Raw genomic sequence first — 21,182 nt, 5'->3', positions numbered from 1 at the left:
GGTGCCGAAGACAGCCGATGCCGCCGTCCCGAAGGGCGGCGGCATCGGCTGCGCGGCACAGGTTCCTACGGGACCGCGCGGCGGAGGGTGCCGTAGGAGCCGACGGCGAGTACCGCCCCGACCAGCAGCAGCCAGCCGGCCAGCGCGAGCGGGGTCAGCTGGACGAACCAGGCCGCCACGTCCGGCCACGACTCGGTGTAGGTAGCCAGGGCCACCGCGCCGAGCAGGATGACGCCGAATCCGACCAGGGCGAGGACCAGCCCTGTCGTGCGCCAGCGCTTGTAGACGGTGGCGAACCAGAACCCGAACATGAACAGCAGCATCGACAGGGCGAAGTAGAGCAGGATCTGGGCGTACCAGGCCGCCTCCGCGATCCAGGGCAGGGCGAAGATGTGGCCTTCCACGCCCCAGCCGTTGGTGGCCTGCTCCGCCAGGCCCAGCAGCCAATAGAGCACGCCGAGGCCGAGCGACATCACCGAAAAGAGCCCCAGCGTGCCGGCATAGAACGATCGGCGGCTCACGCTCATCGCCTGGGAGAAGGGGAAGGTCAGGGTCAGCGCCTGGACACCGACGGCGAGGAAGTACCACAGCACCGCCTGACCGGAGAAGGCCATCCGCACCCCGCCGCCGTCGTTGGGAATGATGGCCAGAATGGCCAGGGCGAGCAGGGTGGAGCTGGCAAGGATGATGCCGGGGATGCCCAGGTAGACCCACTTGTTCAGCATCTGCATGCGGGCGACGGCGAGTGCGCGGTTCATCGCAGGACCTCCAGATCCTCGTTGCTGTCGGCGGCGTGGCCGAAGGATTCGTTGGCTTTGAGTGTGCGGCGGATGATCAGCTGCTGCAGGGATACCGGTGCCAGCTCCAGGCCCATGGCTGTCGCCCGCTCCCGGTCGTCGCCGGCCAGGGGAGCGTCGACGGTCACCGAAGCGAGGGCACCGAGGCCTTCCCGGTGCAGCACAGGGCGGCCGGCCACGAACTCTTCTACGGAGGAGGCCTTGCCGACGACAGCGAATGCGGACCCGGTGATGGCTTCCACCTCGTCATCCATGACGATGCGGCCCCGGTCGATGACGATCACGTGCTCCAGCAGATTGGCCACTTCGTCGATCAGGTGCGAGGAAAGGATGATGGTGCGCGGGTGGTCGGCGAAGTCGGTCAGCAGCCGGTCGTAGAAGAGCTGCCGCGCCACAGCGTCCAGGCCCAGGTAAGGCTCGTCGAAGAACGTCAGCTCAGCCCGCGAGGCCAGCCCGATGATGACTCCGACGGCGGAGAGCTGGCCGCGGGAGAGCTTCTTGATCCGGTGCTTTCGGGGATTCGGCAGCTGGAAGTCCTCCAGCAGGGTCCCGGCCAGGTCGGCGCTCCAGTTCGGGAAGAACAGCGCGGCGGCGTCGAGCGCGTTGCGGATGCTGAAGTCGTCCGGATATTTCTGGGACTCGCGGACGAAGCAGAGGCGGGACAACACCCGCTCGTTTTCGAACGGATGCTCCCCGAAGACCCGGACGTCGCCCGAGCTGGCGAATCCCTGGGCGGTGAGGATGGACATCAGGGTGGTCTTGCCGGCGCCGTTGCGGCCCAGCAGGCCGTAGATGCGGTTCGCCTGGATATCCAGGCTGACATTGTCCAGGGCCGTCTGGTCCCGGTAACGGCGGGTGAGGTTGCGGGTTTCTATGACGTTCATGGTGCCGGGGTCCCTTCGTTTTCAGCGGCACTGCGGTGAATGAGGTCGGCCAGCTCCCCGGGGGAGATGCCCAGCTTGCGGGCCTCGACGGCGAGGGGCTGCACGTACTGGCGGTAGAACTGTTCACGGCGCTTTTCCAGGACCGAGGCGCGGGCACCCGGGGCGACGAACATGCCGATGCCGCGGCGCTTGTAGAGAAGGCCCTCGTCCACCAGGAGGTTCACGCCCTTGGCGGCTGTGGCGGGATTGATCCGGTAGAACGCGGCGAACTCATTGGTGGAGGGGACCTGGCCCTCCTCCTGCAGCACTCCGTCCAGGATGTCCCCCTCGATCCGCTCCGCCACCTGCTGGAAGATCGGCCTGCTGTCATCGATCAAGGGGCCGGCTCCTCTCATCTGCACCAAGGTTCGTCGGTGCGGTGGTTCATTACTCAACTAATTAACCATGGAGCTATAGGAAAGGCAAGAGGGGTGCCGTAGGAAAGGCAAGAGGGAGAGGAGCAGTTTTCGACGGGTGCACGCGCAACGGGGGCTCCGAGGCAACGGGGGCTCCGGGGCAACGGGGGCTGCGGGCCGTTTGGTGCTGCGGAGGGTTCGCTGCTGCTGTCGGGCAGCGCGGTTACGGCCCTACGCGGGAATCAGGGGGCCGGCGGAGCGGCCGGTACGCGTCGCGTTCGCGGGGATCGGCGTGCCCGCAGGGGCGCGCAAAAGGCCTGGCCAACGCGGCGGAGGGAACGGCGGCGCTCCCGCGGGGGCAGGCCTCAGCGACGCTGCGGCCGGCCGGCCGCGTCCGCGGAGCCGGGCGCGCCATCAACCTCGGCTGCGGTGTCGTCTGCGTCGTCCCGGGGCCTCGTCGGCAGGGCGATGACCACCGCGTCGCCGTCGCCGGGCCGGGCATCGGTGTTCGCGGCGGCGGTGTTCTCCGAGCCGTTCTCCGAGCCGTTCTCCGAGCCGGCGTCCCCGCCGACGGCAGGAACGGCGGCGGCGTCGCGCTGATCGCCTGCGTCGCGGGCAGCGGCGGCGTCGGGTCCTTCGAGGTCATTCCCGTCATGGTTCGCGGACTGGATATCGATGGGTTCCGCGGAGACCTTCGGCGAGTTGGCCCTGGCTCCGGGGCCGGGGCCGGGGGGACGGTCGTCCGCGCGGGGCCCTTCCGGGCCGACGGTGCCGGGCTGTCCGGCCGCCTGGTCCGCGGTGCCGGCCGGAGCTGCCGTAGGGTCGGAGCCCGGCTGCGCGGGTGCAGGCGCCATGCCGGGAGCTGCGCCTCCGGCGGGGGCCGCGCCGTCGGCATCGGCCGGTCCGATGGGGGACACGGTCACCTTCGGGGCCCGTGCCGGCTCCGTCCCCGCGGCGGGCTCGACGATGCGCTGCTGGCCGGTGGCGGGTCGCCACCCGGAAGCGGACCGGGTCCTGGCCTGCTGGGCCTCCTGCACGCGCACATCGGCTTCCAGTGTGGCGAGCATGTCCGTCGCCTCGGCCACCATCTCGGCGCTGCCGACGGCAAGGCCGCGGACCATCCACTGGGCCAGCGCGAACTCGGCGGACAGCGCCGCGCGGCGGATCAGGTGCGGATCGGCGACGTCGCCGCGGGCCTGCATGTACGCCGTGTGCACCTTGGCCGTGAAGGTCTGGTCGGCGGCGGCGATCAGCCAGGCGAAGTCGTCCGCGGGGTCGCCCACCCGCAGGTCCGTCCAGCCGGTGACCGCGGAGACCCTGCCGTTGGCCACGAGCAGGTTGTCCTCATGCAGGTCCCCGTGGACCACCACCGGGCTGAACCGCCACAGCGTGACGTCCTCCAGGGCGTGCTCCCAGCGGCGCAGCAGCACCGGCGGAATCTTTCCGGTGCCTGCGGCGGCGTCCAGCTCGTTCAGGCGGCGCTGCCGGAACTCGTTGGCCGTGTAGCTGGGCAGGTCGGCGTTGTGGACGATCGACTGGGGCAGGGTGTGGATCGCGGCAATGGCCTTGCCGATGTCGGCGGCCACGGCGTCGCCGGCCGCAGCCAGGTCGTCGATTTCGCGGGCGGTCCCGGACAGGTGCGAGTAGACGCAGGTGCACAGGTCGCCGCGGCGGACGGTCCCGGCGACGTAGGGAACGGTGAACGGCAGCTCGGCCCGCACGGCCGGGACGAACGCGCGCAGGACCAGCAGCTCGGTCTCCAGGCGCATGCTGGCCTCCACATGCCGGGGGCAGCGCACCCGCCAGCGCCGGCCGGAGGCGTCGACGATCACGGCGGCGTCGAAGTCCGCGGCGTCGTCCGGGGAGCCGGCAACGCCGGTCGGAGCCAGGCCGGGAACAGCGGCGCTGGCCATTGCTGCCAATTCCATGGGGGTCCGTTTCACATCTTCAACCGTAGGGCCAGATGTGGTGCGAGTTACCGTTTCCGGCCCGGCGAGTCGCCGCAAGCGTGATCGAGAACTCACAGCCGCAGCCCGAACTACAGTGTTGGGGGAGGGGGAGACTACGGTAGAGGCATGACCAGCCCCGCCCCGGTAGCCGACGTCCCGCCCCTAGGCCTGCTGCCGCTGGCACGCACCGGCGTGGACCGCGGATCGGACCGTCGGGTGGCGCCGGACCTCTTTGAATCCATCCTCCAGGCCTCCTCCACCCGCGTGCTCTACTTGGCCGGCGGAAGGGCCCTGGTGGGCGAAGAAGGCCTGGTCCTCTCCGCGGTCGGGCCGGAGGGCTTCGGCGCCGAACCGGTTTACCTCGGCCGCACCCTGGTGGCCGGCGGCGCCCCGGCCGGAACCGACGTCGTCCTGGTGACCCTGCCCGAGCCCGACGAGGAGCTCGCGGGCGACGGCGTGCGGTGGGCCTCGGTGCGCGACGCCGCGGTCTCCCTTAGCGGACTGGACAGCGGGCTGCTCGTGGAGGCTGCCGCCGTCGCCAACTGGCACGCGGTCCACACCCACTGCCCGCGCTGCGGGAAGCCCACCGTCCCCGAGCAGGGCGGCTGGGTGCGGCGGTGTCCGGCGGACAACAGCCAGCACTTTCCCCGGACCGATCCGGCCATCATCGTTTCCATCATTGACGACGACGACCGGATCCTGCTCGGCTCCGCCGCGGCATGGCCCGGGCCGCGGTATTCCACCCTGGCCGGCTTCGTGGAACCGGGGGAGTCGCTGGAAGCGGCCGTGCTGCGGGAAGTGGAGGAGGAATCGGGCATCACGGTGGCCGAGCCGCGCTACCTGGGCTCCCAGCCCTGGCCCTTCCCCTGCTCGCTGATGCTCGGCTTCACCGCCCGCGCCGTCAACCCCGGGGCAGCGCGCGCCGACGGCGTGGAAATCGAGGACCTGCGCTGGTTCACCCGGGCGGAACTCACCGCGGCCGTCGCGGCCGGAGAGATCAGCATCCCGGGCCGCATCTCCATTGCCCGCAACCTGATCGAACGCTGGTACGGGGGCCCCATCAGCGAACCGGAGGCACCCGGCGCCGCATGAGCACAACGACACTCGAAGAACGGATCCTGGCCGGGCTCGACGATGAGCAGCGCGAGGTGGCGACCACCCTCACCGGGCCGCTGTGCGTGCTGGCCGGCGCCGGCACCGGCAAGACCCGCGCCATTACCCACCGCATGGCCTACGGGGTGCACACCGGCCTGTATACCCCGCAGCGGGTGCTGGCCGTGACCTTCACGGCCCGCGCCGCGGCGGAGATGCGCAGCCGGCTGCGCGACCTCGGCGCCGGCGGCGTCCAGGCCCGCACCTTCCACGCCGCCGCGCTCAAGCAGCTGCAGTACTTCTGGCCGCAGGCCGTCGGCGGCCCGCTGCCGGCCCTGCTGGACCACAAGGCACAGCTGATCGCCGAAGCCGCCCGCCGGCTGCGGCTGTCCACCGACCGGGCCGCGATCCGCGACGTCGCGGCGGAGATCGAATGGGCCAAGGTCTCCATGCTGACCCCGGACAGCTACGTCCGTGCCGCAGCGGGCCGGGAGGCCCCCGCGGGCTTCGACCACACCGCCGTCGCGCGCATCTTCCAGTCCTATGAGGACGTGAAGGTGGACCGCAACGTGATCGACTTCGAAGACGTCCTGCTGATCACCGTGGGCATCCTGCAGGAGGACCCGCGGGTGGCCGCCACGGTGCGGGACCAGTACCGGCACTTCGTGGTGGACGAGTACCAGGACGTCTCCCCGCTGCAGCAGCGCCTGCTGGACCTCTGGCTGGGCGAACGCAGCGAGCTGTGTGTGGTGGGCGATGCGAGCCAGACCATCTATTCGTTCACCGGTGCCACTTCAAGGCACCTGCTGGAGTTCACCCGCCGGTTCCCCGACGCGAACGTGGTGAAGCTGGTGCGCGACTACCGCTCCACCCCGCAGGTGGTGAACCTGGCGAACCGGGTCCTTGCCGCCCGCACCGCCGAAGGGCAGCGGATGCGCAACGCCCCGGCCTGGCCCACCCCGCTGGAGCTGGTCGCGCAGCGCCCGGCCGGCCCGGAGCCGACCTTCACGGAGTGCTCCGACGACGAGGCGGAGGCCGCGCAGGTGGCCGGGCGCATCAGGGAACTGATCGCCCAGGGCGTTGAGCCGGCCCAGATCGCCATCCTCTTCCGCACCAACGGCCAGTCCCAGGCATATGAGCAGGCGCTCGCCTCGGCGGGCATCGGATATCAGCTGCGCGGCGGGGAACGTTTCTTCGCCCGACGCGAGGTGCGCGACGCTGTGCTGCAGCTGCGCGCCGGCGCCCGCTCGGTGGGGAACCAGCCGGTGCCCGAAACGGTACGGGACATCCTGGCCTCGCTGGGCTACACCGAACAGGCGCCGACGGCGAGCGGCGCCGTCCGGGAGAAGTGGGAGTCCCTGGCCGCGCTGGTGGCCCTGGCCGATGAGCTGCATGCCGCGCGCACGGCCGACCCCGACTCCCTGTTCACCCTGCAGGACTTCGTCGCGGAGCTCGAGGAACGCGCAGCCGCGCAGCACGCACCCACCGTGCAGGGGGTGACCCTTGCCTCGCTGCACTCGGCCAAGGGCCTGGAATGGGATGCCGTGTTCCTGGTCGGGCTCAGCGAGGGGCTCATGCCCATCTCCTTCGCGGATACCCAGGAGGCCGTGGACGAGGAGCGCAGGCTCCTCTACGTCGGCATCACCCGGGCCCGCGAGCACCTGGCCCTGTCCTGGTCCACGTCGCGCACCCCCGGCGGGCGGGCCAGCCGCCGTCCGTCCCGGTTCCTGGACGGGCTGCGCCCGGACTCGGCGCCGGTCCGTCGGGGCGGCTCCGGCGGCCCGACGGCGGGGACCAAACGGCGGCGCTCCAGCGGGCCCGTCCGGTGCCGGTCGTGCGGGTCGCTGCTGACCACAGGGGCAGAGCGCAAGACGGGCCGGTGCGGCAACTGCCCGCCCGGCTACGACGAATCGACCTTCGAAGCACTGCGCGAATGGCGGCGCACCGAGGCGGCGGAGGCCGGGGTGCCGGCCTTCGTGGTCTTCACCGACGCTACCCTCGAGGCCATCGCCGAGGACCGTCCGGAGAACCTGACCCGGCTGGGCACGCTGCCCGGCGTCGGCCCGGCCAAACTGGAACGGTACGGCGAAGCAGTGCTGCGCATCCTGGCCGAAAACTAGCGGCCTCCGCTTCACCGGCTCAGGCGGCGCCGCGGCGCTGCAGCAGGCACAGGCAGTCCGGATGCTGCTCCAGCGGCAGGCGGCCGACCCATCCGTCCGCTGAGCGCACGCGCAGCACCGCCGCCCACGCCGCCGGACGCACCCGGGCCTCGATGAAGGCCAGGACCTGCAGGACGGCCAAACCTGCGGCCGCTCCGGACCCTGCGGCGTCCTCCGCCCCGGGCGGCCCCTCAGCGAACAGTTCCGGGTGCGCCAGACGGAGGCAGTCCAGGCACGGCGTCCGTCCGGGAACCAGCAGCGGGCCCACGTTCCACCCCTCGCTGCCGGGCCACAGGCAGAGCAGCGGGTGCGGCCCGGTCCAGGCCTCCGGGAGCCGGCCCGCCGAGAGCTGCAGGTCCAGGTGTGCCGGCGGAAGCCCGGCCGGCAGCGGCAGCACCCGCAGCGTCGGATCGGTCCGCGCGGCCAGCCGGAGCGCAGCCTGGGTCCGCGGCAGCCCGACATCCGTCAGGGCGTAGGCCCCGCCGACGTCGGCGGACGCCACCCGCGCCGGGTCCTCCAGCAGCAGGGTGCCCACTCCGGCGCCGGCCAGCAGGCGGACCGTGAGGGCTCCCGCCCGGCCCAGGCCCTGCACATGGACCACCGCATCCGCCCGGCGGCCCAGGACGAGGCCGTCACGTCCCGCGGAAGCCGGCCGGTGTCCTTCCGCGGCCAGCCGTTCGGACCGCAGCGCCGGCACCCGCGCCACGGGAACGAGGAGGCCGGCAAGGGCCCGCAGCAGCCCGGCGCACCGCTCCGGGTCAAGCCCCGCCGCCGCCCCGGCCGCCCGCTCTGTTCCGTCCGGAACCCCTGCCTCCAGCTGCGCCAGGAAGGCCAGGTCACCGGGCAGCAGTCCCTGCAGCAGAAGGCAGTCCGGCTCGGCTCCGTAACGCCGTGATCCGGGCCCCGGATCCGCAACGGTCAAGCGGGGATCGATACGCATGGCTCCTCCTCTGCCGGCGTGCCCGTGCACGCGGCTGCGGGCCATGCTGCCAGCCGGCCGGGTTCGGCCGGGACCTGTCCACAGGGTGGTCCTGTCCACAGGGTGGCCGGAGAACCGGCCGCAGCGCCTAGGGTTAAAACCATGGCTTCCCGCAGTGCCCCCGCGCAGACCGAGATCCCCTCCGTGACCCCGGGCGGCGTACCCATCGAAGTCCGCCGTTCAGCCCGGCGGAGGCGGACCGTCAGCGCCGTCTTCCGCGACGGAGCCGCGATCGTCTCCATTCCCGGCCACTTCACCCGCGCGCAGGAACGCGAGTGGGTGGAGAAGATGGTCGCCCGCCTGGAAAACCGCGCCGCGCCCGGCCAGGCCGACCCCGGGGGAGCCGACCGGCTGCTGGCCGAGCGCGCGTCCCGGCTCTCCACGACATACCTGGGCGGCCGGGCGAAGCCGTCGAGCGTGAAATGGGTGGACAACCAGAACTCCCGCTGGGGCTCTGCCACACCGGGGCGGGGCACCATCCGGCTGTCCAGCAAGCTGCAGGGCATGCCGGCGTGGGTGGTGGACTACGTCCTGCTGCACGAACTGGCGCACCTGATCGAGGCCTCGCACGGTCCCCGGTTCTGGAAGCTGCTTGAGGGCTATCCGCAGACCGAAACCGCCAAGGCGTACCTGGCGGGCGCGGCGTTCGCCAGCGCCCGCGGCCTCAGCGGAGGCATGGAGGAGGACGACGTCGCAGGCCCCGAGGCCGACGCCGCACCCGGGGGCTGACGTGAAAGGTGCCCGCCCGGGCAGTCCGGGCGGGCACCTTCAGCTGTTATCGCCGGGGTCAGGCGCGGGGGCCGTCTCCGTCCGCCTCCCGGCCGTGCTGATCAGCCGGGCCGTCGTCGTCGGAAGCGGCGCCGTCGGTGCCGGCGTCCTGTCCGGCCTGCCCCGCCTGCGCCGCGCCGTCAGCCTGCGCATCGGCATCGGCATCATCATCGGTGTCAGCCTGGGGTGCCTCGTCGTATCCGCCGGCGAGCAGCTTGGCCAGGGCGTCATCGAGCTCGCTGCCGCTGGCCTCCAGCAGTTCGCGGCGCTTGCCGTAGCCGAGCGGATCGTCGAGGTCGGCAGCCGTCGGCATCAGGTCCGGGTGCTGCCAGATCTCGTCCCGGCCGTCGATGCCGCGCTCCTCGCGGATGTGGGCCCAGAGCGCTGCAGCGTCCCGCAGCCGGCGGGGCCGCAGCTCCAGGCCGACCAGCGAGGCGAACGTGTGCTCTGCGGGGCCGCCGGAAGCACGGCGGCGGCGGATCATTTCCCGCAGCGCGGCCGACGAGGGGAGATTGGCGGTGGCGGCCGCGGTCACTTCGTCCACCCAGCCCTCGACGAGGGCCAGCATGGTCTCCAGGTTCTGCAGGGCGGTCTCCTGCGCGGGAGTCCGCTCGGGCTGGAAGACTCCGCCCGAGAGCGCCTCCTGCAGGGCCTCCGGGTTGGACGGGTCGATGTCGCGGGCCATGCCTTCGATCTTGGACATGTCGATGTGGATCCCGCGGGCGTAATTCTCGATGGCACCGAACAGATGCGAGGCCAGCCACGGGGCATGGGCGAACAGGCGGGCATGGGCAGTCTCGCGCACGGCCAGGAACAGCCGGATCTCCGCGGCGGGCACGTCCAGGCCCTCGCCGAATCCTGCGACGTTGGCCGGCAGGAGCGCCACGGTGTTCTCGGCCAGCGGCAGGCCGATGTCCGTGGAGCTGACCACCTCGCGGGACAGGGCGCCGACCGCCTGGCCCAGCTGCATGCCGAACATCGCCCCGCCCATGTTCGCGAGCATCGACGTCGCGCCGCCGAGCATGGACTTCATTTCCTCAGGCATCTGCGTGCTGATCGCATCCGACAGCGCCTGCGAGATGGAGACCGCCACCGGCTCGGAGAGCCTGCGCCAGGATCCCATCGTCGCTTCGACCCATTCCGCCCGCGACCAGGCCCGCGGCACGGCGGAGGTGGCGCCGAACTCGGTGGCCTGGTCCAGCCAGAGCCCGGCCAGGTGCAGGGCCTCCTCGACCTCGCGCTTCTGCGCTGCGCCCACCGTGGGGTCGCCCTGGGCCGCGGCGGCCTGGCGGGCGGTGTCATGGGCCAGCTTCCAGTTCACCGGGCCCTCGGAGGAGGCACTGAACATGGCCTGGACCTGCTGCAAGATCATGGCCAGGGCGTTGGGATCGTTGGGCAGCCCGGCTGCGCGCGCCAGCTCCTGCGGATCCATGCCGGCGCCGCCCTGCCCGCCGAACAGTTTTGCGAGCATCTCGGAGAACGGATCGCGGGGGGTGTCCCCGGAGTCGGATGGATTGGAGCTCATGGATACCACCGGTTCAGTCGTTGATCAGTGCCGGCTCCGGCAATCGGGAGCCGTGTTTTTCCACGTTACCGGCAGGGCCGGACGCTGTCCTGTCCCGCACCGCCCGTTCGCTGAGGGCAAAGGCCGCGGCGGTGCAGGCTGCGGCAGCCTCCTGGCGTAGCCTAGTGCAGTCAGTTCGAGGCCTTTCCGGCCTCCGCCGGAAACGAAAGCTGGATCCTTGAGCACTTCCGACACCCTGCCCGCCCGGCGCCCGGCCCGGTTCGAAGGTCCGCGCCGCCGTACGCTGCTGGTGTCCGGCCTGCTGGCCGGCGGACTGGCGCTGGCCGGCCTGCTGCTCCCGGCTCCATATGTGGTGGAGTCTCCGGGCCCGACCTTCAATACCATCGGCGAGGTGGACGGGCAGTCCCTCATCAGCATCGAGGAGGCACGCACTTATCCGGTCAGCGGCCAGCTGGACCTGACCACCGTGTACGTCACCGGTGCGCCGAACGGCGTCGGGTCCCTTGACGCGGTCGGTTCCTGGCTGAATCCGGAGTCGACGGTGCTGCCCCTCGACCTGGTCTATCCGCCCGGCACCACCGCCGAGGAAGTGGACGAGGAAAATGCGGCCGCCATGACGTCCTCGCAGGAGGCCGCCGTCGCCGCTGCGCTGCGCGAGCTGGGCATTGATTTCACGGAGGAGCTGGCGGTGGCCGGCATCGTGCCGGAGTCCGCCGCCGAAGGCCGGCTCCGCGAAGGTGACATCCTCCTGACCGTCGACGGTGAGGAAGTGGACGGGCTCGGGAACCTGCGCGAGGTGCTCAACGCCGGCGGGGGAGAGGCAGCCGAGATCACCGTCCGGCGCTCCGGCGCCGAGACGGACGTCGAGGTGGTGCCCGCCGAGGGCGAGAACGGCAACTACCAGCTCGGTGTCTTCCTGAGCACCAGCTTCGATTTCCCATTCGAGGTGTCCATCGCCCTGGAGAGCGTCGGCGGGCCCTCCGCCGGGCTCATGTTCGCCCTGGGCATCATTGACCGACTGACCGAGGAGGACCTGACCGGCGGGCGGCACTTCGCAGGAACAGGCACGATCGACTCCAGCGGCACCGTCGGGCCGATCGGCGGAATACGCCAGAAACTGACCGGAGCCGCCGATGCCGGTGCGGAGTTTTTCCTGGCCCCTGCGGGCAACTGCGGGGAGGTCCTCGAAGGGGGCGTCCCCGACGGCCTTGAGGTGGTGAAGGTGGAGGACCTCACCGGCGCCCTGGACGCCGTACGCATCCTGGGCGCCGGCGGCAGCCCGGACACCCTGCCGCGCTGCACCGATTCCTGAGTTCCCGGCGCGCCGCAGGTGGCTCCGGCACGTCCGCAGGGCCGTCTTTTCGGCCCGCACGACGGCGCCGCACCGTCCCCGGCGCCCGCCCGGACAGGCGCCCCCGTACAGCCGCGGGGAGGGGTCCGGCCGGGGAAGTGGCCCCGCAGGCAGCAAACAAGGCAGAATGGCGTTAACGGCCCCATGTACCGGCCGGCATATTAAGGTTTTCCCGGCTGCCTTCCGGCGGTCCGGGGATCCTGTGCCCGCCGTCTGCTGCCGGCGCCGCGAGCCGACGCACCGAACGATGAGGTAACAGTGACTTCCGGACCAAACGGCCCATTTTCCCGACCAGGAACCAGCTCCCCGCCCAGCGGACGGCGGCGCAGCCCGCTGATCCCCACCCTCATCGCGGTGGCAGTGCTGGTTGTTGGCTTCGTCTACTTCACCCAGATCTATACCGATGTCCTCTGGTACAACCAGATAGGCTTCCTGGAAGTCTTCGTCACGGAGAACCTGACCCGGATCGCCCTGTTCCTGGCGGCGTTCCTGATCATGGCGGCCGCGGTGTACACGAGCATCCGGGTGGCCTACCGCTCCCGGCCGGTCTATGCCCCGGACAGCTCGCTGCAGGAGAGCCTGAGCCGCTACCAGGCGCAGCTTGAGCCGATCCGCCGGATCCTGATGATCGGCATTCCCGTGGTGGTCGGCGGCTTCGCCGGCGCCGCGGCCATGAACATGTGGCAGCAGGTACTGCTGTTCATCCACCGGGTGGAGTTCGGCGAGACCGACCCGCAGTTCAACATGGACTACAGCTTCTACCTGAACACGCTGCCGTTCCTGGGCTTCCTCGTCGGCTTCCTGCTCAGCGTGGTCGTGATCAGCGGCATCGCCGGCCTGCTGACCCACTACCTCTACGGCGGCATCCGCCTGGAGGAAAAGGGCATCTTCGTCAGCCGCCCGGCACGCATCCACATCGCCGTGATCGCGGCGTCGTTCCTGGTGCTGCAGGCCGCCAACTACTGGCTGGACCGCTACGCGACGCTGCAGGACACCTCCGGCAACTGGACCGGCGCGATGTACACCGACGTCGAAGCGGTGATTCCCACCCGCACCATCCTGGCGATCGCCGCCCTGATCGTGGCCGTGCTGTTCATCCTCTCCGCCGTCATCGGCCGCTGGCGCCTGCCCATCATCGGTACCGCCATGCTCATCATCACGGCCATCGTGGCCGGCGGCGTCTACCCGTGGCTGATCCAGCAGTACCAGGTCCGTCCGTCGGAGCTGGCCCTGGAGCGGGAGTACATCCAGCGCAACATCGACCTCACGCGGGTGGCCTACGGGCTGGACGACACGGAGGTCATTCCGTACAACGCCACCACCGAGGCGGCCAGCGGCGCGCTGGCCGACGACGTCGGCACCACCGAGAACGTGCGCCTGCTGGACCCGAACGTCGTCTCCGACACCTTCCGCCAGCTGCAGCAGTTCCGCCAGTACTACCAGTTCTCCGACACCCTGAGCGTGGACCGCTACGACGTCGACGGCGACGTGCAGGACACCGTCATCGCGGTGCGTGAACTGAACATGGGCGGCGTGCCCTCCGGCTGGGTCAACGAGCACGTGAACTACACCCACGGCTACGGCGTCGTCGCGGCCCGGGGCTCGACGGTCCAGCCCGACGGCAAGCCGAGCTTCATGGAGTCCGGCATCCCCTCCAGCGGCGTGCTGGGCAACTACGAGCCCCGCATTTACTTCGGTGAGCAGTCCCCGGACTACTCGGTCGTCGGCGCCCCCGAGGGCACGGATCCGGTGGAGATCGACCGGCCGCAGACCGGCAACTCCGAGGAGGAGACGCTCTACACCTACACCGGAGACGGCGGGCCCAGCGTGGGCAACCTGTTCAACCGGCTGGCCTACGCCATCAAGTTCCAGTCCACGGAGCTGCTGCTGGCCGAGAGCATCAACGAGGAATCGCAGATCCTGTACGACCGCGACCCGCGCGAACGCGTGGAGAAGGTCGCCCCGTACCTGACCGTCGATTCCAACGCCTACCCGGCCGTCGTGGACGAGCGGGTGGTCTGGATGGTCGATGCCTACACCACCAGCGAGTACTTCCCGTACTCCACGAAGCAGGAACTGCAGTCGGCCACCACCGACTCGCTGACCCCGGGCCAGATGGCCCTGCCGCCGGAGCAGGTCAACTACATCCGCAACGCGGTCAAGGCGACCGTCGACGCCTACGACGGCACCGTCACCCTGTACGCGTGGGACGACACCGACCCGCTGCTGAAGGCCTGGCAGAAAGTCTTCCCGTCCAGCCTGAAGCCGTACAGCGAAATGTCCGCGGACCTGATCGACCACGTGCGTTACCCGGAGGACCAGTTCAAGGTCCAGCGTGAGCTGCTTGGCCGGTACCACGTGACCGATGCCGACTCGTTCTACCGCAATGACGACGCGTGGTCGGTGCCGCTGGATCCCACCCAGCCGAGCGCCAACGAGAAGCAGCCCCCGTACTACCTGTCCCTGCAGATGCCGGGCCAGGAGGAGACCACCTTCTCGCTCACCTCGACCTTCATCCCGTTCGTCGCCGAGAACAGCGAGGCCCGCAACGTCCTCTACGGCTTCCTGTCCGCGGACGGCGATGCCGGTACCGGCGCCGACGGTGAAAAGGCCGAGAACTACGGTGCGCTGCGGCTGCTCTCGCTGCCGACCGACACCGCGGTACCCGGACCGGGCCAGGCCCAGAACCGGTTCAACTCGGATCCGACGGTCTCGAACGCCCTGAACCTGCTCCGCCAGGGCGCCTCCGAGGTCATCAACGGCAACCTGCTCAGCCTCCCCGTGGGCGGCGGCATGCTGTACGTGCAGCCGGTCTACGTCCAGTCCTCCGGCGACGCGTCCTACCCGACGCTGCAGCGCGTACTGGTGAACTTCGGCGAGCGGGTCGGCTTCGCGCCCACCCTGGACGAGGCGTTGAACCAGGTCTTCGGCGGCGACTCCGGGGCCGTGACCGGCGATTCCGAGAACGCCGGCGAGGCCGGCACCGAAGCCGGCACCACGCCCGGCGGCGGCACCGGCACCGACCAGGAGGAGCTGTCCCGGGCCCTCTCCGACGCCGGCGCGGCTCTGCAGGAGGGTCAGGCGGCCCTGTCCGAGGGCGACTTCGCCGCCTACGGCGAAGCCCAGACCAAGCTGCAGGACGCCATCCGCAGGGCCACCGAGGCACAGGACCGGATCGACGGCGCCGACGGCGCCACCGCGCCGGAGACCGGTGACGGCGGCACCGACACCGGCTCCGACACCGGCGGCGACGCGGACGAGGGCTAGGACCGATTTGCGGCTTCACCCCGCGGCGGCTAAGGTAATTCAAGCGCCGCGGGGTGGAGCAGTTCGGTAGCTCGCTGGGCTCATAACCCAGAGGTCGCAAGTTCAAATCTTGCCCCCGCAACCAAGAGAAAAGGCCCCGTCCGGCATCAGCCGGACGGGGCCTTTCGCTGTCTGCGGCAGCACTTCAGTGCTGCGGCAGGCGCCGGGCGTCAGCCCTGGCCGATGGCGTTCTGGTTGGAGCCGCCGGACTTCAGGGCAGCGAGCCGGGCCTCGACCTCGCTCTGCTCGCCGAGATCCTCCAGGGACTCGAACTGGGCATCCAGGCTGGAAGCCGCCAGCTCGTTGGCGCCGCGGACACGGGCCTCTTCGCGACGGATCTTCTCCTCGAAGCGGCCGACCTCCGAGGTCGGATCCATCATGTTGATGCTCTTCATGGCGTCGTGCATCTGGTTCTGCGCCGCGGCGTTGCGGGAGCGGGCAATCAGCTCGTTGCGCTTGCTGGTCAGCTCGTTGAGCTTGCCCTTCATCTGGTCCAGGCCGGTCTTGAGCCGCTCAACAATCTCCTCCTGGGAAGCGATCGTGGGCTCGGCGCCGCGGGCCTCGTTCTCGGCGGCCATCTGGCGCTGGATCGCAACCTTGGCCAGGTTGTCGAACTTCTCGGCGTCGGCCGTGTTGCCGGCGGCACGGTACTCGTCGGCCTTCCGGGAAGCGGCGAGGGCCTTGTTGCCCCAGTTGCGGGCGTTCTGCAGGTCCTCGTTGTGGTCATCCTGCAGCATGCGCAGGTTGCCGATGGTCTGGGCGACCGCGCTCTCAGCCTCGGCAATGTTGTTGCTGTAGTCCCGGACCATCTGGTCCAGCATCTTCTGCGGATCCTCCGCGGAGTCGAGGAGGGCGTTGATGTTCGCCTTCGCCAACTGGGTAATCCGCCCGAAAATCGACTGCTTAACCATCGTTTCTGCCTTTCGCTGTGCCTCGTTGTGGGTCGAAAACTGTGGGAATGGGAAACCGCTCCGCGCTTCGGTGCCGCGGCGGGGATTTTCCGGCCGGGCCGGCTAGAAGTTGCCGCCGAAGCCGCCGAAGTCCCCGCCGCCGCCGCCGTCGCCGAAGCCGCCGAAACCTCCGCCGCCCCAGCCGCCGCCTCCTCCGCCGCGAAGGATGGAGTCGATGAGGATGCCGCCGAGGATGGCGCCGCCGAGGCCGCTGCCCCCGCCGCGGCCGCCGAACCCGCCGCCGAAGCCCCCGCCGCCGTATCCGCCGAAGCCGTCGACGTCCTGCCGCGCCATCTCGGCGGCCTGGGCCGCCATCACGTCGGCCTGCTGGGCGTAGGACAGTGCGGAGACCGGGTCGGAGGACTGCAGGGCCACGGCCTGCTGCAGGTGGCGCTCGGCCTCGGCCAGCCGGGTGCGGGCCTCGCTGCCGACCCCGCCGCGCCGGGCGCGGATGTAGTCGCTGGTGCCGGAGATCTGCGCCTGGGCGGACATCAGGGCGTGGGAGAGGGCCTCACGAGCCCGCCGTTCCTGGTCCTGGCGGTCCCGGATGCCGGCCAGGGCCGAGTCGAGCTGGCCGTTGGCCTGCTCCACGCGGCGCAGCAGGGACACCGGATCGATCCGGCCGTCCGCCGAGTCCTCCTCGACGGTCTGCAGGGCCGCCTCGACTGCGGCGATCGGGCCGGCCAGCGCCGGCTGGCCGCCACGGTCCCGCAGCGCCCGGGCCTGGGCAAGGTCCTGCCGGGCATCGGCGATGGCGGTGCGCAGCTCGTCCCGGGCGGCATCGAGGTCCCGCCCGGTCCGCTCGATGGCATCCAGCAGCAGGTTGGCCTGGTGCACGCTTTCCTCGGCGGCCCGGACGGCGACGACGGCGGCGGAGGAATCGGAGGCGGCCAGCTTTTCCTCGGCCTGCGCGGCGGCTTCGCCCACGAACTCCAGCCGCTGGGCGGCCTGGTCGGTGTTGTCGCTGATCTGGGCCAGAGCGCTGTCCGAGTACCGCGAACGCAGCTGGGCCAGGGACTCGGAGGCACGGTCCAGGCGCCGCTGGGCCTCGGCGGCCGAGGCGCGGGCCGCGTCGAGGGCCTGCGGCGCCGTGCGTTCGAGCTCGCGCAGCGAATCGAAGTCGGCCTTGTGGGCCTGCAGCGATTCGTTGACCTTCTCGCAGCGGCGGATGATGTCCTTGAGCCAGGTCCGCTGCTGCTCCTCGGTGTCGGGGATGTGGTCATCGAGCTGCTGCTGAAGCTTGAAGCTCTCCGCCATGTGCTGCTGCGCGGCGGCCAGGTCGTCCTTGAAGGTGCGCACGGCGTCGGAACCGTATTGAACCTCGGCGAAGGCCAGCTCCTGCTCGCTGGATTTGATCGCGTCGTCGGCGGCGATCAGGAGGCTTCCGGCCCGCTTGCGCAGGTCCGGGATGCTGACGCTGTCGAGGGGATCCGGGGCCTGCACCTGCCCGCGGGGCTGCGGGCCGCGGGTTACCTGCGGCTTCCCGCCCCGGCCGCGGCGGATGAACATGAAGGCGGCGACTCCGCCCAGGACGACGGCGGTGAACAGCACGAGCAGCGGCACCATGGAAGATCCTCCGGTTGAGTTGTTGCCGCTGCCTGCGCTCCGGCCCGTGCCCAGGGCTTCGGCGGCGTTCACTGCGGACTCGGCCCAGTCAGCCGATGAGGGGTCGCTGTTGCCCGTGAGGGGCTCGACGGCGGCGTTGTAAATTGCCTCCTGGCGGGCATCGTCGATGCGGCTGTCGTCGCGGACGGCGACCTGGAGGTTGCGCTGCTCCGTGGCGACCGCGACCAGCGCCTCCCGGGGGCCCATGTTCTTGGCAGTGACGACGTCCTGCGCCCACGCCTCGGCGTCGGAGGGCGAGGTGAAGGAATCGACGTACACGACGTAGAGCGTGTAGCCGCTTTCGGACTGGACCTCGGTGATGGCATCGGTTACCCGGGAGGCGTCGCCGCCGAGCACGCCGCTGTCGTCGACCACGTACTGGCCGGGCGGGATCGTCACCGGAGGCTCCGCGTGGGCGGCGGCCGCGGGCCACACCGCCGCCGCGCTCAACATCAGCACGGCCGTCAGCCGCGTGGTCCTCAACCGCATCTATCCAACCCCTGGTTCCGTATGTTCCACGTCCGGCCGATCCGGGTGCAGCGGCAGCGGAGCCGATGCGCCGCTGCGGGCCCTGTGCCCCGATTCTATGGTCCGGCCCTGAGGCCAGTCCACCACGGAAAACTGGGCGTTGCCCGGATGACGTGCACCGACGCCGGCAGTCTGGACCCCTGGGGCAACCGCGGCGCCGCCTCCTGTCCTCCCGCGCCAAGGAGGCTCCCTGCCGGTTCCCAGCAGATGTCCAGCGTTCATAGAATGGAGTCACAGGAACCCCTGCGATAGTGAGGAGGCGCCCTACGGGCGCTCCGACCTCAGAAAGGACGACCACACATGTCTGAGCATTTCGGGGGTACCGAAGGACCGCAGCGCCCGCTGCCTCCGCGTCCGCCGGCCCCGCCGTCCGGCGGCGCTTCCGCGCACGGCGCGGCGGCGGACACCGGCGTCCAGGCGGCGGAGAACGCGGCGGCCGGCGGAGCCCACGCCGCGCCGCAGGAAACGGCCCGCGGCTACGGTGGCCCGCCCTACGCGGGCACTCCGTACGGCACCGCCTACAACGGCACCGGCTCCTACGGCACCGGCCCGGCACCGGCGGACCCGTACGCCTCCGGCACCGGCAGCCCGAACCCGGGCGGCTCCGGCGCCGGATCGGCACCCTACGGCGGTTTGGGCCAGGCCCCCGGAGCAGCGCCGGCAGCTGCCGGCCGGCGACGGCACGGCACCGGAACCCTCGTCTCGGCGATGCTGATCGCCGGCCTGCTCGGCGGCGCAGTGGCCGTGGGAGCCGACGCGGTGCTGGACAACGGCGACGTCACCGCAGGCACCACCGGCCAGGAACGCTCGGTCATCGTGAACAACGAAGACAGCGTCAACGCGGTCACGGCCGCCGCCGTCAAAGCCTCGCCCAGCGTCGTCACCCTCGACGTCTCCGCCGGCGGCTCCAGCGGCACCGGTTCCGGCATCATCCTGGACACCGACGGGCACATCCTGACCAACACCCACGTGGTGACCCTCGGCGGCACGGCCGCGGACCCTTCGGTTTCCGTCCAGCTCAACGACGGGCGTGTCTTCCAGGCCACCGTGGTCGGCACCGACCCGCTCTCGGACCTGGCGGTCGTCGAGGTCGACGCCGACGGGCTGACCGCGGCCGAGCTGGGCAGCTCCGATGACCTCAATGTCGGGGACCGGGTGATCGCCATCGGTTCGCCGCTGGGCCTCGCCGGAACCGTGACCGACGGGATCGTCTCCACCCTGGACCGCACCATCAGCGTTCAGTCCTCGGCCGCCCCCGAGGACGGGTCGGACACCTCCGAGCAGGCGCCCGACGACGAGAACTGGTTCCGGTTCGCTCCGCCGGACGGTTCCAGCGAGAACCAGAGCACCGCGTCAAGCTCCATTTTCCTCAACGTGATCCAGACCGACGCCGCGATCAACCACGGCAACTCCGGCGGGGCCCTGGTCAACACGTCCGGGCAGATCATCGGCGTCAACGTGGCCATCGCCTCGGCGTCCAGCACCTCCTCCAGCGAGGAGGGCGGCAACATCGGCGTCGGCTTCTCGATTCCGATCAGCTACGCCCAGCGGGTCGCCGAGGAAATCATCGACACCGGCTCCGCCAGCCACGGGTTCCTGGGTGTGACGGTGCAGCCGGCGACGGCGAGCGACACCTCCTCGTTCACCGTGGGCGCGGAGGTCGCCGAGACCGTGCCGGACTCCCCGGGCGCCCGGGCGGGGCTGCGTCCCGGCGACGTGGTCACCGCCGTCGACGGCATTCCGGTCACCGACGCGCAGGCCCTCACGGCGGCCGTGCGCATGCAGCCCGCCGGAGCCAAGGTAAGCATCGACTACACCCGGGACGGGCAGCCGCAGACCGCCGAGGTCACCCTCGGGGACTCCGCGGACCAGTAGGGCCCGTCAGCACGCGCTGAGCCGCCCCTGCCCGCCGGAACCGGCGGGCAGGGGCGGCTCACGTGTGATTAGCTTAAACCCGGGTCCGCCGCCGGTCGGACCGCCCGCCGGACACCCCGGCCGGGAACCGCTGAGAAGGAAAGGCCGGGATGCAGCAGCCAGCCACCACCCCGCTGAACATTGTCGTCTTGGTCAAGCACGTCCCCGACGCACAGTTCGACCGCCACCTGAACGGCCCCGGCCATACCCTGGACCGGTCCGAGAGCATCCTTTCAGAGCTGGACGAGTACGCGATCGAGGCAGCCCTGCAGCTGGCCGAGGCACGCGGCGGAGAGGCCGCGGGAAACCGGGTCACCGCGCTGGCCATGGGGCCTGCTCCGGCGGCGAACGCCGTGCGCAAGGCCCTGCAGATCGGCGCCTACGCCGGCGTGCACCTCACGGACGAGGCCCTGGCCGGGTCCGACGCCGCGGCCACCTCCCTGGCGCTCGCCGCAGCGATCAGGCACCTGGGCGAGCCCGACCTCATCATCACCGGCATGTCCTCCACCGACGGTGAAACCTCGCTGGTCCCGGCCCAGCTCGCCGAACGGCTGGGCGTCGCCCAGCTGACCTTCGCCGCCGAGCTGGAGCTGGACGGCGACGTCGTGCGGGTCCGCCGCGACGGCGACTCCTTCTCCGAGCGCCTTGAGGCGCCGCTGCCCGCGCTCGTGTCCGTCACCGACCAGGCCAATGACCCCCGGTACCCCAACTTCAAGGGCATCATGGCGGCGAAGAAGAAGCCGGTGACCGTCCTGTCGCTGGCCGACATCGGGCTCGCCCCGGAGCAGGTCGGCGCCGCCGGATCCTGGACCGAGGTCGCCGCGGCCGCCCCGCGTCCGCCGCGCGGGCAGGGCACCGTCATCAGCGACACCGGTGATGCCGGCGTGCAGCTGGTCGACTTCCTCGCCGCCCAGAAGCTTCTTTAGCCCCTCCCGTCGGGCCTGCCGCAGCCGCGGCGCAGGCACCGCACCGCACCGAAT

The 21,182-nt window shown here is 70.9% G+C and carries 15 protein-coding genes and 1 tRNA gene; 8 read left to right on the top strand and 8 right to left on the bottom strand.

Annotated features, from left to right (window positions below):
* Positions 1–65: 65 nt before the first annotated feature.
* The 4 genes from AC5RV6_RS01120 to AC5RV6_RS01105 all read right to left on the bottom strand — a co-directional run bounded on the left by AC5RV6_RS01120 (position 66) and on the right by AC5RV6_RS01105 (position 4,004).
* A complete protein-coding gene (locus AC5RV6_RS01120; protein ID WP_494005446.1) occupies positions 66–758 on the bottom strand; it encodes a hypothetical protein in 693 nt (230 codons plus the stop codon).
* Complete coding sequence (locus AC5RV6_RS01115; protein ID WP_494005445.1) at positions 755–1,681, bottom strand: ABC transporter ATP-binding protein; 927 nt, start codon at positions 1,679–1,681, stop codon at positions 755–757. The genes AC5RV6_RS01120 and AC5RV6_RS01115 overlap by 4 nt, the downstream gene beginning before the upstream one ends.
* Positions 1,678–2,058 (bottom strand): GntR family transcriptional regulator, encoded by a 381-nt coding sequence (locus tag AC5RV6_RS01110; RefSeq protein ID WP_494005444.1) that lies wholly within the window; start codon positions 2,056–2,058, stop codon positions 1,678–1,680. Before AC5RV6_RS01110 ends, AC5RV6_RS01115 begins: the two co-directional genes overlap by 4 nt.
* A gap of 383 nt (positions 2,059–2,441) precedes the next feature.
* Complete coding sequence (locus AC5RV6_RS01105) at positions 2,442–4,004, bottom strand: phosphotransferase (RefSeq protein WP_494005443.1); 1,563 nt, start codon at positions 4,002–4,004, stop codon at positions 2,442–2,444.
* Positions 4,005–4,151: 147 nt separating this feature from the next.
* Between AC5RV6_RS01105 and nudC the strand changes: the two genes are divergently transcribed.
* Positions 4,152–5,117 (top strand): NAD(+) diphosphatase, encoded by a 966-nt coding sequence (nudC, locus tag AC5RV6_RS01100; RefSeq protein ID WP_494005442.1) that lies wholly within the window; start codon positions 4,152–4,154, stop codon positions 5,115–5,117.
* Positions 5,114–7,237 (top strand): ATP-dependent DNA helicase UvrD2, encoded by a 2,124-nt coding sequence (locus tag AC5RV6_RS01095; protein ID WP_494005441.1) that lies wholly within the window; start codon positions 5,114–5,116, stop codon positions 7,235–7,237. The genes nudC and AC5RV6_RS01095 overlap by 4 nt, the downstream gene beginning before the upstream one ends.
* A 19-nt stretch (positions 7,238–7,256) precedes the next feature.
* Here the strand turns inward: AC5RV6_RS01095 and AC5RV6_RS01090 are convergent, their stop codons facing one another.
* Entirely contained in the window at positions 7,257–8,216 is a 960-nt protein-coding gene (locus tag AC5RV6_RS01090) for a ubiquitin-activating E1 family protein (protein ID WP_494005440.1), read from the bottom strand.
* Between the two features lie 141 nt (positions 8,217–8,357).
* On the opposite strand from AC5RV6_RS01090, the gene AC5RV6_RS01085 reads away from it, so the two are divergent.
* Entirely contained in the window at positions 8,358–8,984 is a 627-nt protein-coding gene (locus AC5RV6_RS01085) for a M48 metallopeptidase family protein (protein WP_494005439.1), read from the top strand.
* 58 nt (positions 8,985–9,042) lie between these two features.
* Here AC5RV6_RS01085 and AC5RV6_RS01080 read toward each other — a convergent pair whose 3' ends face one another.
* The gene (locus AC5RV6_RS01080; RefSeq protein ID WP_494005438.1) at positions 9,043–10,548 is read right to left on the bottom strand and encodes a zinc-dependent metalloprotease; all 1,506 of its coding nucleotides are present in this window, start codon (positions 10,546–10,548) and stop codon (positions 9,043–9,045) included.
* A 217-nt stretch (positions 10,549–10,765) separates the two neighbouring features.
* Here AC5RV6_RS01080 and AC5RV6_RS01075 point away from each other — a divergent pair, with 217 nt between their 5' ends.
* From AC5RV6_RS01075 to AC5RV6_RS01065, 3 genes are all read left to right on the top strand, one after another.
* Complete coding sequence (locus AC5RV6_RS01075) at positions 10,766–11,860, top strand: YlbL family protein (RefSeq protein WP_494005437.1); 1,095 nt, start codon at positions 10,766–10,768, stop codon at positions 11,858–11,860.
* A gap of 387 nt (positions 11,861–12,247) precedes the next feature.
* Complete coding sequence (locus AC5RV6_RS01070) at positions 12,248–15,166, top strand: UPF0182 family membrane protein (protein ID WP_494006596.1); 2,919 nt, start codon at positions 12,248–12,250, stop codon at positions 15,164–15,166.
* Between the two features lie 47 nt (positions 15,167–15,213).
* Positions 15,214–15,290: transfer RNA gene (locus AC5RV6_RS01065), tRNA-Met, on the top strand.
* 85 nt (positions 15,291–15,375) lie between these two features.
* Here AC5RV6_RS01065 and AC5RV6_RS01060 read toward each other — a convergent pair.
* Positions 15,376–16,116, bottom strand: coding sequence for a PspA/IM30 family protein (locus AC5RV6_RS01060; RefSeq protein WP_494005436.1), 741 nt, complete (start codon positions 16,114–16,116; stop codon positions 15,376–15,378).
* A gap of 102 nt (positions 16,117–16,218) precedes the next feature.
* Positions 16,219–18,249: a TPM domain-containing protein gene (locus AC5RV6_RS01055; protein WP_494005435.1), complete on the bottom strand. Its 2,031-nt coding sequence runs from the start codon at positions 18,247–18,249 to the stop codon at positions 16,219–16,221.
* A gap of 339 nt (positions 18,250–18,588) precedes the next feature.
* On the opposite strand from AC5RV6_RS01055, the gene AC5RV6_RS01050 reads away from it, so the two are divergent.
* On the top strand, positions 18,589–20,163 hold the full coding sequence (locus tag AC5RV6_RS01050; protein WP_494005434.1) for a S1C family serine protease: 1,575 nt from the start codon (positions 18,589–18,591) through the stop codon (positions 20,161–20,163).
* 149 nt (positions 20,164–20,312) lie between these two features.
* A complete protein-coding gene (locus AC5RV6_RS01045; protein ID WP_494005433.1) occupies positions 20,313–21,128 on the top strand; it encodes an electron transfer flavoprotein subunit beta/FixA family protein in 816 nt (271 codons plus the stop codon).
* Positions 21,129–21,182: the final 54 nt, after the last annotated feature.

Source organism: Arthrobacter saudimassiliensis, from assembly GCF_059090665.1.
Note: the sequence above shows the minus strand (reverse complement) of the source record. Positions and strands in the feature narration are given on the sequence as shown.